This is a genomic window from Mucilaginibacter sp. UYCu711 (assembly GCF_050433825.1).
Classification (GTDB): domain Bacteria; phylum Bacteroidota; class Bacteroidia; order Sphingobacteriales; family Sphingobacteriaceae; genus Mucilaginibacter.
On sequence record NZ_JBNPWM010000007.1, the window covers coordinates 296,258 to 312,556 of the forward strand.

At 44.1% G+C, this 16,299-nt stretch carries 12 protein-coding genes; 4 read left to right on the forward strand and 8 right to left on the reverse strand.

The features are described 5' to 3' along the window. Positions 1–66: 66 nt before the first annotated feature. Positions 67–432, reverse strand: a complete 366-nt coding sequence (locus tag ABIB50_RS16770) for a CoA-binding protein (RefSeq protein ID WP_429381440.1) — start codon at positions 430–432, stop codon at positions 67–69. Between the two features lie 142 nt (positions 433–574). Between ABIB50_RS16770 and ABIB50_RS16775 the strand changes: the two genes are divergently transcribed. The 3 genes from ABIB50_RS16775 (at position 575) to ABIB50_RS16785 (ending at position 1,884) form a co-directional block, all read left to right on the forward strand. Further along, positions 575–1,150, forward strand: coding sequence for an RNA polymerase sigma factor (locus tag ABIB50_RS16775; protein WP_429381441.1), 576 nt, complete (start codon positions 575–577; stop codon positions 1,148–1,150). Between the two features lie 11 nt (positions 1,151–1,161). Beyond that, the gene (locus ABIB50_RS16780; protein ID WP_429381443.1) at positions 1,162–1,572 is read left to right on the forward strand and encodes a hypothetical protein; all 411 of its coding nucleotides are present in this window, start codon (positions 1,162–1,164) and stop codon (positions 1,570–1,572) included. Between the two features lie 96 nt (positions 1,573–1,668). Further along, positions 1,669–1,884: a hypothetical protein gene (locus ABIB50_RS16785; protein ID WP_429381445.1), complete on the forward strand. Its 216-nt coding sequence runs from the start codon at positions 1,669–1,671 to the stop codon at positions 1,882–1,884. Between the two features lie 28 nt (positions 1,885–1,912). On the opposite strand, the gene ABIB50_RS16790 is transcribed toward ABIB50_RS16785, so the two are convergent. From ABIB50_RS16790 to hsdR, 7 genes are all read right to left on the reverse strand, one after another. Continuing rightward, positions 1,913–3,502 (reverse strand): DUF1501 domain-containing protein, encoded by a 1,590-nt coding sequence (locus ABIB50_RS16790; RefSeq protein ID WP_429381447.1) that lies wholly within the window; start codon positions 3,500–3,502, stop codon positions 1,913–1,915. Continuing rightward, a complete protein-coding gene (locus ABIB50_RS16795) occupies positions 3,499–5,136 on the reverse strand; it encodes a DUF1800 domain-containing protein (protein WP_429381449.1) in 1,638 nt (545 codons plus the stop codon). Before ABIB50_RS16795 ends, ABIB50_RS16790 begins: the two co-directional genes overlap by 4 nt. Before the next feature lie 57 nt (positions 5,137–5,193). After that, positions 5,194–5,670 carry a DinB family protein gene (locus ABIB50_RS16800; RefSeq protein ID WP_429381450.1) on the reverse strand — a complete coding sequence of 159 codons (477 nt, stop codon included), beginning with the start codon at positions 5,668–5,670 and terminating at the stop codon, positions 5,194–5,196. Between the two features lie 6 nt (positions 5,671–5,676). Then, a complete protein-coding gene (locus tag ABIB50_RS16805) occupies positions 5,677–7,224 on the reverse strand; it encodes an NAD(P)/FAD-dependent oxidoreductase (RefSeq protein ID WP_429381452.1) in 1,548 nt (515 codons plus the stop codon). 483 nt (positions 7,225–7,707) lie between these two features. Then, positions 7,708–9,681, reverse strand: coding sequence for a restriction endonuclease subunit S (locus ABIB50_RS16810; protein ID WP_429381453.1), 1,974 nt, complete (start codon positions 9,679–9,681; stop codon positions 7,708–7,710). Next, entirely contained in the window at positions 9,681–11,117 is a 1,437-nt protein-coding gene (locus tag ABIB50_RS16815; RefSeq protein WP_429381455.1) for an N-6 DNA methylase, read from the reverse strand. The genes ABIB50_RS16810 and ABIB50_RS16815 overlap by 1 nt, the downstream gene beginning before the upstream one ends. Beyond that, positions 11,114–13,561, reverse strand: coding sequence for an EcoAI/FtnUII family type I restriction enzme subunit R (gene hsdR, locus ABIB50_RS16820; RefSeq protein WP_429381456.1), 2,448 nt, complete (start codon positions 13,559–13,561; stop codon positions 11,114–11,116). The genes ABIB50_RS16815 and hsdR overlap by 4 nt, the downstream gene beginning before the upstream one ends. A gap of 245 nt (positions 13,562–13,806) precedes the next feature. Here hsdR and ABIB50_RS16825 point away from each other — a divergent pair, with 245 nt between their 5' ends. Beyond that, positions 13,807–16,197 (forward strand): alpha-L-rhamnosidase C-terminal domain-containing protein, encoded by a 2,391-nt coding sequence (locus tag ABIB50_RS16825; protein WP_429381458.1) that lies wholly within the window; start codon positions 13,807–13,809, stop codon positions 16,195–16,197. The last annotated feature ends 102 nt before the right edge of the window (positions 16,198–16,299 follow it).

A 16,299-nucleotide genomic window follows, 5' to 3' on the forward strand; every position in this document is an offset into this window, starting at 1 on the left:
AAAAAAGACGCAAATATTGCGTCTCTACATTTCCATTATTGTTCCCCCTTCAGGAGGTTAGGGGGCTTAATACTCTCCTATAGATAACAACACCAACGTACATGCATATTCCGTAGCAATTCCCTCGGCATTGGCCAAGCGTTGCAACTCGTTGTTTTCCGTTCCGGGATTAAAGATGATGCGCTTGGGTTTGGTGGCTAATATATAATCATACAAGGGTGGCTGGTTTTGCGGGCCAACGTATAAAGTGATGGTATCTATATCGGTATAGATCTTTTCGGGCTTTTCAATAGGCACACCGGCTACCTCGCCGCTTTTTAAGCCTACATTAACTATAGTGTGGCCATGGTTCACCAATCTATTGGCGGCCAGGTAAGCGTACCGGCCCGAGTTTGGGGTAGCGCCTATTATCAAAGTTTTTTTATCAGACATAATTATGCTAATGGGTCAAATATTGCGCCAAGGTGTAATATTTCGCGGTTTTGACAGTCAGAATAGCATCACAATAAAATAATTAAAAAAATTTAAAATGTTTTTAAACGTGAATCGTCTTTACCTTTAAACAAGTAATAAATTGATAACAGCATTAATGCCCGAAGAAAGAGAAAGCCATATCATAAGCACCATTAAGGCTTATGGTAAAAATTTGCTTGGCTTTATCCGTAAGCGGGTTAAGAGTGATGCTGATGCTGAAGATATCCTGCAGGATGTGTGGTACCAGTTTAGCAACCTGGTAAATTCTGAACCAATTGAACAGACAGGCGCCTGGCTGTATAAAGTGGCAAGGAACAAGATCACCGACAAGCATAAAAAGAAATCAGAAACCTTACTTGACGACCTGTTTAGCAGCAACGACGAAAGCGACGATGATACATCAAGCTTTAAGGACCTGCTGATGCCCGAAGAGAGCACACCTGAAACGGAGTACATGCGCAATATTTTTTGGGAGCAACTATTTAGCGCGCTGGATGAGCTGCCCGAAGAACAAAAGCAGGTATTTATATGGCAGGAGATGGATGATATGACCTTCCAGGAAATATCAGAACTGACGGGTGTTAATGTTAACACGCTGGTATCGCGCAAGCGGTACGCGGTGCTGCATCTGCGCGACAGGTTACAACAGTTATACAAAGAGATTACACAATATTAAAATTTAAAAACATGAAAAATCTATTTTACAAGGGCCGGTTTATATTTATACCCATCGCGGCAGCGGCCTTTATATCAGCCATCAGTTTTGTAGTGATGCAATTATGGAACCATTTATTACCTGATATTTTACACGTAGCTACCATAACTTTCTGGCAGGCCATGGGTATATTTATACTATGCAAAATACTGTTTGGCTTTGGCCATAAAGGCGGCCGCGGCTGGGGCGGACGTGGCGGCGCACCATGGATGCGTGCCAAAATGGAAGAGCGCTTTAAAACCATGACGCCCGAACAAAAAGAAAAATTTAAACAAAAAATGCGCGACCGTGCTAATTGCGGCCCATGGGGACGCCACGAGCATCCTTTTAACCGCGACTGGGATCAGTTTGATACTGAGGCCCCGAAAGCAACACAAGAATAATTAGTTGCAGTAGCAGCGGCGGGTAGCAGTAAATTATCAACTGCTACTTGCTACTGTAACTGCCGTTTTAATACAAACTCACAAACCTACACTATTATGGACATACTTATATTCTCAACAAGTGTAAACAAACCCGAGGACGTTGAACAGGTGCAGCCGATACTAACTTCGGTGCAGGCTATTGAAGACTGGAACTTCGACCTGGAAGATTGCGATAATATCCTGCGCGTAGTATCGCATGATCTGCCACCGCGATATATTGAATCGTTATTAAATAACGCGGGGTTTAAGTGCGAGGAGTTAGCTTATTAAAATTCTTTACTTTTTAAAGGGACAGAAATTACCTGGCCAATATCATAGTGCGTACTTGTTGCAGGCTGCCATTTTGCAGCCGCGCATAGTAAGGTCCCGGAGTATGGCCCTGGCTGTTGAAAATAACTTTATGGCTGCCTTTTTCTGTAATTCCATCTGTTAATGTCCCTACCAAATGGCCTTGCGCATCAAACACCTGTATAAGCGCGTGCCCGCCTTGCGATTGAAAATTTATTGTAGTTGACCCGGTAAACGGATTGGGATAATTACTGATGAGATTAGTGCCGGCCTGAACATTAGCGATATCTTTAACTGCCGATGCACATGGCGCGGTATCTTTTACACAAGGCAACTCCTGGAAATTTTTGAGTATGATATTGTTCAAAACATCGTCAGACACGCAGAACCAATTTTTTAATACCGAAGCATAAACCGATCTGAAATCATACTGCATCGGTATGTTATCATTAACTCCAACCGTAGCACTTATAACCGGGCTGGTACCCAGTACACCGGGTTGTACATAATCGCCAAATAAAAATAGCGGTGCAGCAGCACCATGGTCGGTACCCGCACTGGCGTTTGACCTGATACGGCGGCCAAATTCAGAAAAAGTCATTCCCATTACCCGCTTAGATGCACCCAGGCCTTTCAGATCGTCCATAAAAGCTTTAACTGCGTCTGACAACCGGAGTAGCAGGTTAGCATGTGTCCCGGTTTCCGTCGCACCCGCATTAACCTGTGTAGCGTGTGTATCAAAACTGCCTATACTAACCATATATACACGGGTCTTTAATCCGCCGGCTATTAAGCGAGCCACTATTTTAAGCTGATCTGCCAGTGTATTATTAGTGGGGTAAGTTCCTTGTTTAGTAACTTTTGCGGCGGCGGCTTTTATAACCGTTCCATATTGCTGTGTTTGTTGCGATACCTGGCGTATATAAGTTAATTCTTTACCGGCTTTGGTATTTGGGGCAACATCCTGTATGCCATTTATTAAATTATAAAAATTGTTAGGATCTGTTATAGCTAAACCCATGTTTACAGCGGGGCCTTGCATAGCTGGCGATACTGTAGATCCAATTTGAATAGCCAGTGGGTCGGGCATTATGGTGTTGGGGTAGCCCACAGGATAATTAGAATATTCCTGGCTCAGGTAGCGCCCGGCCCAGCCGGTATCTAAGGTTACATCAGCATTTGCGCCGGTAAGCCAGATATCTGTCGCCCTGAAATGTGAAAAATTAGGATTAGGATAGCCTACCGATTGTACAATTTTTGCAAGGCCTTCATTATAAAGGCTTTGTAGTCCGGTCATCGCCGGGTGCAATCCTGTCATACTGGTACCATCAAGTGCCAATATTTTCTTTTGAGGCAGTATGATATTTGAACGCGCGTTGGCCAGGTTTCCATACTGATCAAACGGAACAACCATGTTTAAGCCATCATTACCGCCATTCATTTGGATAATCACCAAAACATGGTCTGTCTCTGTAGGCGCTGCAGTTAATGCTGATATAAGCGATGAAGGGCCAAATGCTTTAAACATATGGCCATTTATCAATGCGGGCATTACTATACCAGCCGGCCCTGCTGTTTTTAAAAAATCCCGTCTCTTCATGATAACTGGTATTCAGGAAGGTCCATAATATATTTATAAAACGCTGTAAGCCGCGTGCTAACTATTTTTTTGTTGGTCGCGTCGGTAGGTAATGATTTATAGGCAAACCAGGCATCGCTCCAATAATGATCTGCCAGCTGTGCCGACAAGAGTATCGATTTTAAAAAGTCTTTAACCTGTTGTGATACGTTAACCACGTATAGCTGTGCAAGTGCATCGGCTACCAGTGCATTCGGATCTGCAGGGTTAGGCAATGTATCAGTAAAAGCAATAGGGTCTATTACGATAGTTTTACCGTTACGTGTATAGCCCTTTGCGATCATATTATCGGTAAACTGGTTGCGTTTGGGCAGCGTATCGGTGTTTATCCAAAGCTCGTGATATTGCGGCTCAAGGTAATAAGCGGGCCAGCCGGCAACGTTGGGCGGGTCGCCAATGTTTTGCGAAATGGTAGCAGCCTGTGCACGAATATAGTCCCACATATAATAAGCGTTCACATAGTCGCTCTCTGCCGGAAACATTATTCCAAAATCGCGGCAAACGCCAACATACAAATCAATAGGGCTTTTAATGATACAGCCCTTGTTTACAGGGTCAAAGAAATGATCGCTGGTTAATAACGCTTTTAAAACAGGTTTTATCTCGTAATTATTATTTCTAAAAATAGTTGCCAGCGGGGCTATAACATTGGCTTCTGTGGCCGCGTCAATATCGTAATAAACAAAAAATCGATATAATTTTCGGCATATAAATAACGCGCATTCCTGCATTCCAAATATCATATCCAGCATATCATCCAGCTCGGTAGCACCTGCCACGCCCGTTTTGCCGGTAATTACCTTGCTATTATAAAATGCCGAGAATTGCTTGTTGGTAACATCGTGTTTTGTAGCATCAAATGTTGATGTTATTGCGGTTGCATTAACGTTAAAACCGGTAAGTACTTTCGCAGCGGCCTTCACATCATCCTCGGTGTATTTTGAATTGGGTCCTTTTCCTATGGTAAATAGTTCCTGCAACTCGCGCCCATAATTTTCATTGGGCGATATCTTTACATTTTGATGGCCGTTTAAATAGCGCAGCATAGCCGGGTCGAGCGTAATTTGCTTAACCAACTGTTTAAAGTTGCCTAAAGCATACTGGCGGAGCAAGGCATTATGCTTGTATTCATACCGCGCGTCTCCAATTACAGATACTTGTGTCGAAAAATGGTTATGCCAAAAAAGCACCATTTTCTCTTCGATAGTTTGTTGTTGGGCCAGCATGCGGCCCACCCACCAGGATTTTAAGCTTGTAGCGCGGCGGCTGTCGGCAGTACCATCTGTATAGGGCGCATTTACCCAAGTTTGACCCGCCGGAACACCGGCATCAGTATAACTGCTATCATTATAATTATTTATGGGAGGAGCAGGTATTGCAGCGGCTGTTAATAAGTTATCAACCACAGCACTTAATGATTTGCCGCTTTGATTTTGGAAATCAACCGTCCTTACCCCAAAAAGTGTACGTTTTAATAAATGAACCAGCTCTGCCTTATCGAAAGTGCCGGTATAAGCGGAAATACCTGAAAGCGAGCGAAATGTGGACATTTTAGGGATTGCACGAGTTACGTACAAATATATTAATTGTAACATACTTATTACGATTAATATATAATTAAAAAAATTTCGCCGTACGATTAAGGAAGAAGTTTACCCAATAATGGCCCTAACCAACAGCGCAATTTGCCCGGCGTGGTAAATTTGATGCTGGACGAAGCCGTATAGTAATTCTTTATAAGTAGTGACTGGTTCGTCGTTACGCTCATCAATTATTGGTTCGTCCCATTTTTCTTCGGGGAAATCCCGGATGGTTTTGATCAGGTTAACGTTAACCAGTTTAAAATCATCTATCCAAAGTTGCCATTTATTTTCATCAGGATCGCCGGGATTCGGCCAGTTGCCGCTTACCGGTAATGAAGCCGGCTTATCATTCATACGGTCCATCACCTCTTCAGTCCAGCTTACCATGTGCAGGACGAGTTCGGCTATAGTATGGGCATGGCCCACGCGCTCGTAAGCGCTTTCAAAAGTTACCTTATCTAAGATGTCATATATAGGGTCACCATACCAAGGTTGGCCCGATAGGGTGTTTTCTAATTCAAGGGTTAGCTTTTCGTTTGTTGTCATAGTCTGTTAAATTATTTTTCCTGCCGCTACCGCACAATTTATCCCATCAATAGCAGCAGAAATTATGCCACCTGCGTAGCCTGCGCCCTCGCCACAGGGGAATAATCCAGCTATCTGCGGATGCTGGAAAGTCTCCTTATCCCTTGGTATTTTTATAGGTGATGAGGTGCGCGATTCCACCCCCACCAGTATAGCCTCATTCGTATAATACCCCTTCATCTTCTTGCCGAACATCGGCAGGGCATTGCGCAACCTGTCGTTTATCCAGTCGGGCAGCACCTCTTTTAGCTCGATGCTTTTGGTGCCGGGCAGGTACGAGTTTTCGGGGAGGTCTATAGACAGCCTCCCGTTCACAAAGTCAACCATCCGCTGCGCGGGCGCAACCAGTTTACCGCCGCCGGCTTTAAAGGCCAGCTGTTCAATACTATGCTGGAAGTCCAGCATCTTGAACGGGTCGGCATTATCACCTTTAACATCTTCCATGTTGATCTGTACCACCGTGCCCGAGTTGGCGAAGGGGTTGTTCCGTTTCGACGGACTCCAGCCGTTCACTACGATCTCGTCGGCTTCGGTAGCGCAGGGGGCAATGATACCGCCCGGGCACATGCAGAACGAGAACACCCCCCGGCCATCCACCTGTTCTACCAGGTTATAGTAGGATGGCGGCAGCGCCTCGTCGCGCACTTCGCAATGGTATTGGGCGCGGTCTATGATCTCCTGCGGATGCTCTATGCGGACACCCAGCGCGAACGGCTTGGCCTCCATCAGGATCCCCTGCCTGCGCAGCATTTCGAACACGTCGCGGGCCGAGTGCCCGGTTGCCAGTATAACGGCGTTAGCTTTCAGCACCTCGCCCGATGCCAGCTTTACACCCCCGATCTTATCAAACTGCACCAGCAGCTCCGTCACTTTGGCGTCGAAGAGCACCTCGCCGCCGGCTTGCAGGATCGTCTCGCGGATGGCGGTGATGATCTGGGGCAGCTTGTTGGTACCTATGTGCGGGCGGGCATCAACCAGGATATCTTCGGTAGCGCCGTGGGCCACAAAGGTTTTGAGCACCGCGTTCACATCGCCGCGCTTGGTGCTGCGGGTGTATAGCTTGCCGTCCGAGTAGGTGCCTGCCCCGCCCTCGCCAAAGCAGTAGTTGCTCTCGGGGTTAACCAGGCCCTGTTTGTTGATGTTGGCCAGGTCGCGGCGGCGGTCTTTTACGGCTTTGCCACGCTCTATGATGATGGGTTTTAGTCCCATTTCGATGCATTGCAGGGCGGCAAACAGCCCGGCCGGGCCGGCACCGACTATGATCACCGGCTTGCCGTCTTTAACGTTAGGGTATTGTTGGGTATAGGTCTCGGGGTGGTGGGCCTCATCTATATACACCTTTACCTGCATGCGGTAAACCACGCGGCGGCCCCGCGCGTCAATGCTGCGTTTATATACCTGTACCCCGGTAACTTTTTGTGGTGATATGTTTAATGCCGCGGCGGATAGTCGTTTTAAAACTTCCTGGTCGTCCTGCTGGCCGGGGGGGCATACTATTTCTATTTCCTTTATCATGGTGCTGCCCGGTTTTTATCCGGGGATGGCGCAAATATAATGGTAATTGTAGTTAGGTTAGGTGCGCGTTGTTTCACGCGTGTGTGAAACAAATGAAACAAGTGAAACAACATTTCGACTTAATTTATTGGTAATTAACGCTTTACAAAAAACTCATGAAACAAAATGAAACAAGATTCAGCTTTAACCGATTGATAATAAGGTATTAATAAAAATATTAATTGTTTAAACATGCAATTGAAAAGTAAATTGTCCTGACAAACCAGCGCCACCACTTTGTTAAATCAGGTTGCCGTACTTTGTAATGCCGGGAAGATAAAGAGGAATATTTTTGGCAAGAAAACACCAGGAGTGTCATCCTTCGGGCGTTGCTAACTGCCAACTCATAACTGCAAACTGAACAAGGGCGTTGCCTGCGGCCGGGTTATCCGCTCATACGCCTGCAGGCCTTAGGCGCGAAAAGGCCGGTATCCGCTTCTACCCCTAACGCGAACGCGGCACGATTCCTTGTACTTCCATCCATCTGAGTGCATCTATAATTTCCGCGTTAGTATATTTGCTTTTATGTTCGGACCAGTCGTAAAACTCTGCAATTAAAGATGCATCGTTAATTAGTTGTTTCTTTTCTAACATTCTCTCCCAACATGCATAAAGTGTTGCAACTATTTCAATTCGTGCTGATGTTGTGTTTTCAAAAATATCTATCAAATGATAAATAGCTTCCAAATCATTTTGGAATAGTTCTTTGAAATCTTGTTTATGCCCGCCTGCATTTTTTAACATTTTATATTTTAACGGTTCATCCTCATTGTACTTAAACCACTCTCGTTCCTCTAATTCATTATCAATGTATAACTGCAGTTCCCGGTCATAAGGCCCCATGGCTCTCCGTAAGAATTTAACCGGGAGGTTCATGTTTTGCGCTCTATCACACAAATAAATCATCTTTTGTAATTTAACATGGCCAAGTGTTTGCTTTTGACTTAACTTCCATACTATTTCAGCCGAAAGAAGTAATGTTTTATATTGGTTGTCTGGTTGAACCAAAAAGTTATGTTTTTTATAGGTTTTATTATCCGATAATCCTCTTAATGCTTGCTGTTGCAATTGCTGATTTTGTTGTTGACTAATCCTTATGCTGTCATCTAAAATATCGCAGATTTGCATCAGTTCTTCTACCTTCTGTACGATACGATATTGCTCGGCAAGCGGAGGAAGTGGTACAAATGTATTTTCAAACTGTTCATTTGTTATACTTGGAGAATTAAAACCTACCATCAATTTTTTATATTTTTCATTTAGATCGGGAGACAATAAAAAATTAAAAATATATTTGTCAAAAGCTATAATGGTTTTAAATACGCTGAAACCCGTTGACCCTATTAAATTAGGTTTATCAACTTTGACAAAGGCCATGTTTTTCAGATAGGGCCTAACCGTTGAATAAAGTATGTATCCTTGTTCTAACACTCTTCTTGCACGAGTTGATAACTCGCTAACTTTTCTGACTTTTATTTCTTTAATGATATGCTCACTATTATCAATTGCATCGATGTCTATATAGTTAATATTAGTTTCTGGACTAAATTTTTTATGAATGTCAAGATTTTCACAATAATTAATAATTTCACCCAACCTGCACCAAGCCCAATTACTAGGGATTACAAAGGGCACATCTTTTTGATTAAACGGTAGTAATTTCTTACCGTTTTTAAGCTTCTTGCTTCTTGTTAGGTGCTCCCTTTCAAGTTTTATTTGTTGTAGTAAAATATTAGCCGGTTCATCGTTAAGATCTTGCTCAACTAATTTTCCTTGAATTGCATCCTGTAACAATTGTTGACGTAGTTTTTTTAATGTTTCGAGTTGATCATTAAGCTCAATTGCCAGCAATTCATTGGAAGTCATTAAAGCTATTATTTGTTTTAACCCATATTTGTCATTACCAATATTAAAGTTCTCAAGCTCAAAAGTTTTTAAGACATCAACAATTTCTTTTTGTTGATCCAAATCAATTATTGGGATCATAATATTTGATATCCTTTTTAGGCTTATAACCGGTTGTGCAGATGTGTTCGCAAATTGGTTAATTTCACAAAAATTCAAATACTCAATTAGGAAATTGATATTATATTCGGGAGATATATCTGTTGCAAATAGCGCGTTATCAGTCACCCATGATTTGGGCTGGATTTCAAAAACACAACCGCATCTAGCGCCGACGCGACCTATACCTAGCGTTCTCGAGTGTATATTATATTCGTTGTGACTTTTATTCGTTTTACCGCCGCCGCCGTATACAAAATAATCACCTACTACCATTGCACTACTGGGCAAATAATCGCCACTTGAAAATTTAACAACCTTGAAAATTGGTTGGTGTTTATGTTTAGCTAAAGAATAAAAAATTTTACTCCTTACAGCTGTGTGCTTAATATTCTCTATATAAGTTTTTACCATTATTTTAACGCTTCCCTCAATTGTTCTAGCAATAGATTACTTTTCTCAATCGACGCACGTAATAACTCCATCAACTCGGTGCTGTTCTGCGAGTACTTTTCTTCTTTTTTGGTTGGATTTTTTATGTCCAAATCATAACCTCGCTCAATAATGCTATCAATATCTACTTGCCAGGCAGAGTCATTTTTATACCGATTATTCCACCATAATTTTATCGGTTCGAATTCTTTTAGTTGAATGGGGCGTGTTTTACTATAAGCTTTATAGTTTTCTGGCATTTTATGCTCATAATACCAAACAGCTTTGGTAGATGTGCCTTTTTCAAAAAATAGTAAATTAGTTGCAACAGTAGCATATGGCTGAAATACAGAACTTGGTAGCCGAATTATAGTGTGTAAATTGCAATCTTCTAATAGTTTTTGTCTAACTCGTTGCTTTATACCATCACCTGTTAAACTACTATCAGGTAATACAATGCCTGCTCGCCCTCCTTGTTTAAGTAATTGCATCATTAATATCAAAAACAGATCAGCGCTCTCTTTTGTGCGATAAGTTTGAGGAAAATTGGTTTCGTTATTATTGGCCACGATTCCTCCGAAAGGTGGATTGGCTAATATTACATTAACGCGATGTTTTTCAGTAAAGTTACTTAGTGGCTGATCCAAAGCGTCACCGAATCGAATATTCGGCACTTCAATATCATGAAGTATTAAGTTGGTAGTTGCTAACAAATAAGGTAATGGTTTGTATTCCCAACCAGCAATGTTTTCTTCAATGCTTTTCCGTTCATCCACGTTTTTAACTTGTTTCTTCAAATGTTCGATGGCGCAAGTTAAATACCCGCCGGTCCCACACGCTGGATCCAGAATTTTTTCACCGAGTTGAGGGTTTATAATATCGGTAATAAATTGCGTAATAGCACGTGGCGTATAAAACTCGCCACTTTTACCAGCACTTTGTAATTCTTTTAATATGGTTTCGTACAATTCGCCAAAGGCATGACGGTCTTTAGCGATATTAAAATCTATTTCATTTAGTTTGTTCAACACTTTGCGAATGTTGATGCCGCTTTTCATGTAGTTGTTGTTCCCGTCAAATACTTCGCGTACAATAATTGCGCGTCTATTACCGGTACTTAGATCTATGCTACGTAAAACCGGAAATAACTGACGATCAACAAACTCTAATAGTTCATCCCCAGTCATGCCCTCATCGTCACCTGCCCAATTACCTTTTTCTTTCACCCAGTGAAACTTATCTGGGATAGGCGATACATATTTATCGTCCTTCATTTCAAGCTCTTTGTCCTTATCAGAAAATATTTTCAGAAACAACATCCACCCCAATTGTTCAATACGTTGCGCATCGCCATTCAACCCGGTATCCTGCCACATTATATTCTGGATACTCTTTATTACTCCTCCTATATTACTCATGCTGTTTGATACAATTCCTTTTCTAAATCCTTAATCGCGTCCTGATAATTGCGTTTGCCGCCAAAAATACCATTTACTATTTCATATGTCGAGCCAAATTCATCAAGGGGAGCTATCCTTAATATTTCCATGCTTTCGATATCGGCTATACCTTCGCCTGCATATTTATCTAATAATGCTTCCAAAACCTGTTTTGCCTGGTCGCCATATTTGGTAAAGTAGTTACGCTTCTTTACATTATTTGCCCGCTCTTTCCGGGTAAGCGGTGGTTGGTCATACGCTACATGGCATATCAGATCAAAAAGGTCAACCTCCTTGTTTACAGCGTTATATAATGCTTCAACCATTACGCCTTGTTCTTGTAATTCGGCGATAATAGCTTCCTTACGTTCGGTATTATTCCATTTATTCAAAAAATCATCCAGTGAAGTAAATTGTTGTTTAATTATTTCCTTGGTGTGGTCTTGTAAGCTAATAGTAATTGGTTTACCAAATTGGTCGAAATACATTTCGCGGCTTATTAAAACCGACACATCCACGCCATTAACATATACCTTTGTCCGTTTTTTATGACCGTGGGGCCCATCAACTAAATCTCTTATTTCAGGCTCTTCTATTATTATTTCTGTACCAGTAATATCATCTATTATCGGCGTGGTGTCTTCTTCCTCTTCCTCAATGATATTGCCTAAATCAGTTTCCTCGGATACTGGTTTAATACGGATTGGATCGCCATCGAAATCTTCATCAGCGAATAAGTCGGTAGCATTTCTGAAATCTAAAATGGTGAAATACAGCTTGCCAAATTCTTCATTAATACGGGTACCACGGCCAATGATTTGTTTAAACTTAGTCGGGGAAGCTATATTGGAATCTAATACTATGACTTTGCAGGTTTGCGCATCTACGCCGGTTGTCATTAATTCAGATGTCGTTGCAATTACCGGGTATGGTTCTTCGGGATTTATGAAGTTATCTAATTCCCGTTTACCTTCCTCATTATCACCGGTTATCTGCATTATATACTTGTAGTTGGCGGCTACCAAATCAGAGTTTTGTTTTGCCAATGCTGTTCGCATTCGCTCGGCGTGGTCTATATCACTACAGAATACTATGGTTTTTGCAAACCGGTCATAGCCCTTTAAGAACTCTGTGAGTTTTTTTGCAACAAGTTCAGTACGCTCATCAACTACTAGCGTTTTATCGAAATCTTTACGGTTATATATCCTGTCCTCAACTTCAAATCCCTCTTTGTCTTTTTTTCCATATTCCGGTCGCCAGCCTTCAGCGTCAATATTTAAAGCAACTCTTATCACCCGGTAAGGTGCAAGAAACCCATCATCAATACCTTGTTTTAAAGAGTAGGTATAAACCGGTTCGCCAAAATATTCTGTATTACTGGTTTCTTTTGTTTCTTTTGGTGTTGCAGTTAAACCAACATGCGAGGCGTTTTTAAAATAGGATAATATCTCCCGCCAGGTACTATCTTCTTTTGCGCTTCCTCGGTGACACTCGTCTATTATAATCAAATCGAAAAAGTCCGGCGAAAAATCTTTGTAGGCATCTTCTATTCCAGGCTCGTAATTACTTAGCCCTTGATACAACCCCAGGAAAACCTCAAATGCTTTGTCAGTGGAATCTATGCCTCTTTTTTTAGATGATACTAATTCCTCTTTGCCGTCACGGGTTTGAACAACCCTCTTTCGTATGACAGTCATTTTACCTTTGAAATGCTTGAAATCACCGCGGCGGGTTTGATCAATCAATGCTGTTCTATCAGCCAAAAAAAGTATTCTCTTTTTTAAACCGGACTTCCATAATCTATATGCTATTTGAAATGCAGTATAAGTTTTACCGGTACCGGTAGCCATAACTAACAGTAATCGGTTTTGTCCTTTTGCAATAGCTTCTACCGTTCTGTTAATAGCAATTTGTTGGTAATATCGTGGCTTACGGCTTGTACCGTCAAAAAAGTATTCCTGCGAAATTATTTTTTCTTCGTCCGGAGTGGTAATTCCCTTGTATTGTTTATACTTTTCCCATAATGCCTCGGGCGGAGGGAAATCGTCTATACCTAATTCTGTTTCTACATTATCGGTTGCCGTTCGATCATGAAATAGAAATCCATCGCCATTACTGGAAAACACGCACGGTATATCTAATATTTTACCATAATCTAATGCTTGCTGAATACCCGACCTAATAGAATGCTTATTATCCTTTGCCTCAATTATCGCAATAGGTATATTGGGTTTGTAGTAAAGAATGTAGTCCGCCCTTTTTTGTTTGCCTCTGGCGGTAAGTTTACCACGCACATATATCTTTCCATCAGTAAAAGAAACTTCTTCTAACAGCTGCGTTAGTTTATTCCAACCGGATTTTTCAACCGCAGGTGTGATAAACTTGGTACAGATATCCCTTTCCGATAAAGTTTTTTTATCCATTTACGTGATTACAGGCAAGTATTTACAAATCTAATTTTATTTAGCACATTTTTGTTAAAATCTATACGGGCTTTTGCGCTGGCCGCGTTAACGATGGGAGCGTATACCGGCCCCGCGCCTAACGCCTCGTGTGCGTATGAGCGTACAGCGTAGGCCGAAGGCAACGCCAAAACCAATAGGACAGTACAGGATGCACATTCCACCAAAATATCCCTATCTTTAATTTCCAACTTGTATATACCTGCATGAAACCTATTATTATCGCTTTACTGCTTATCGGCAGCTTACTGCCTGCTCCGAAGGAGTCCTACGGACAAAACACCGCGCGCGCCCAGGGCCCCGAGTCTTATAAACCCTGGAACGCTTTCTGGATAAATGCCCGTGGCGAAACCGGCAGAGATTATGGGGTGTTCTGGTTCCGCAAGCAAATTGACCTGGCTGCGAAGCCGGCTACGTTTAGGATTAATGTATCGGCCGATAACCGGTATAAGCTATATGTTAACGGTACGCTGGTGTCGTTGGGACCGGCGCGGGGCGATACGTATTACTGGAACTATGAGCAGGTAGACCTTGCACCGTACCTAACAGCAGGTAAAAACGTGATTGCCGCGCAGGTTTGGAACGAGGCCGAGGTAAGGCCCGAAGCACAGATTAGCCTCCGCACCGCCTTTATTTTACAGGGCGCAACCGCCGCCGAAGAAGTGCTGAACACCAACAACACCTGGAAAGCCATGCGCGACCCGGGGTATAAACCGCTGGCCGTATCGCTTGGCTATGGCGCTTATTACGTTGCCGGCCCGGGCGAACTGGTTGACCAAAGCAAGATCATCAAGAACGCCACCGCTGCCGACTTTAACGACACCGCCTGGCCGGCCGCCGCCAATATGGACCGCGGCAAACCCAAAGGCATGGCCGACGCGTTCGGCTGGATGCTGGTGCCATCGCAGATCCCGCAAATGGAGCGGGTTTACCAGCGGATCCCCTTGGTGCGTAAGGCAGTGGGGGTAACCGTTCCGCAGGGGTGGCCGGCGGCTAAAAGGGCGTTCACCATCCCGGCTAATACAACGGCTACGCTGATATTGGACCAAACCTTTTTAACCAATGCCTACCCTACCATTAACTTCAGCGGCGGCATGGGGGCGGGCATTTCGCTCACCTATGCCGAGTCGATGTTTGATAACCTGAAGAAATACGGCATCCGCAAGGGCGACCGTAACGCTGTGGAGGGCAAGGAAATTGGCGGCCGCAAGGATAGCCTGCTGGCCGATGGCAGCGCCAACCAAACTTTTACCAGCCTGTACTGGCGCACCTACCGCTATATCCGTTTAATTATACATACCCAGGCCGACCCGCTAACGATAACCGACCTGTACGGCACCGCCACCGGCTACCCGTTTGTAATGAACGCGCGGCTAAAAACCGACAACCCCGAAATGCAGCAGATGCTGGATATTGGCTGGCGCACCGCCCGCATGGACGCTATTGAAACCTATATGGATTGCCCGTATTACGAACAGCTGCAATACATTGGCGATACCCGCATACAGGCCATGATAAGCTACTACAACAGCGGCGACGACCGCCTGATGCGCAACGCCATAAACCTGATGGACCAAAGCCGCCTGGGCGAAGGCATTACGCTAAGCAGGCACCCGAGTTATAGTCCGCAGATCATCTCTACGTTTTCGTTATGGTACATTGGCGTGCTGCACGATTACTGGATGTACCGGCCCGACAGCACTTTTATTAAGAGCAAGCTACAGGGCGAGCGCGGCGTACTGGCCTGGTTCGCCAACTACCAGCAGGCAGATGGCTCGCTGAAGAACGTGCCTTACTGGACGTTTGTTGATTGGTCGGCAGGGTTTGGTAACGGCATGCCGCCCAAGGGAAGCAAGGGTGGCAGCGCGGTGCTGGACCTGCAATTGCTTACCGCCTACCAGCAGGCCGCGCAAATGGAAGCCAAACTGGGTATGCCTGCCTTTGCCAAACTATATGCCGCCAACGCCGCGCAGCTGGCCAAAACCATACAACAAAAATATTGGGATGCCGGTAAAGGCCTGTATGCCGATACCGAGGATAAGAACAAATTCTCGCAGCATACCAACTCGCTGGCTATACTTACCGGGCTGGCCGGTAAAACCGTTATGCCCGGCATAGCGCAAAAAATGCTTACCGATGCCGGCCTTACGCAATGCACCATTTACTTTAAATACTACCTGCACCTGGCCCTAACCCGCGCCGGCCTGGGCAACGACTATATGAAATGGCTTGACCTGTGGCGCGAGGACATGCGCCTGGGCCTTACCACCTGGGCCGAAATGAGCGACGTGCCCAACAGCCGCAGCGACTGCCACGCCTGGGGCGCCAGTCCGAATGTGGAATTTTACCGCATTATCCTGGGCATTGACAGCTACGCCCCCGGTTTCGCCAAAATAAAGATAGAGCCGCACCTGGGCGCCCTTAAGTCCGCCGAAGGTGAAATACCGCACCCCAACGGCAAAGTAGCCGTAAGCTATGTGCAGCAAGGCACCGCCTGGCGCATCAGGCTAACACTGCCTGCAAAAACAACCGGCGTGTTTGTTTGGAAAGGGAAGCAGTTGGCGTTGAGGAGTGGAGAGAATTTGTTTAGGATGTAGGGTAATTAGGGCGTTACCCTGCGGGTCAGGCTTTCCGCTCATACGGCTACAGGCCTTAGCCACAGGCAGGTATCCGCTGCAATCCTTAACGTAATCGTTCCC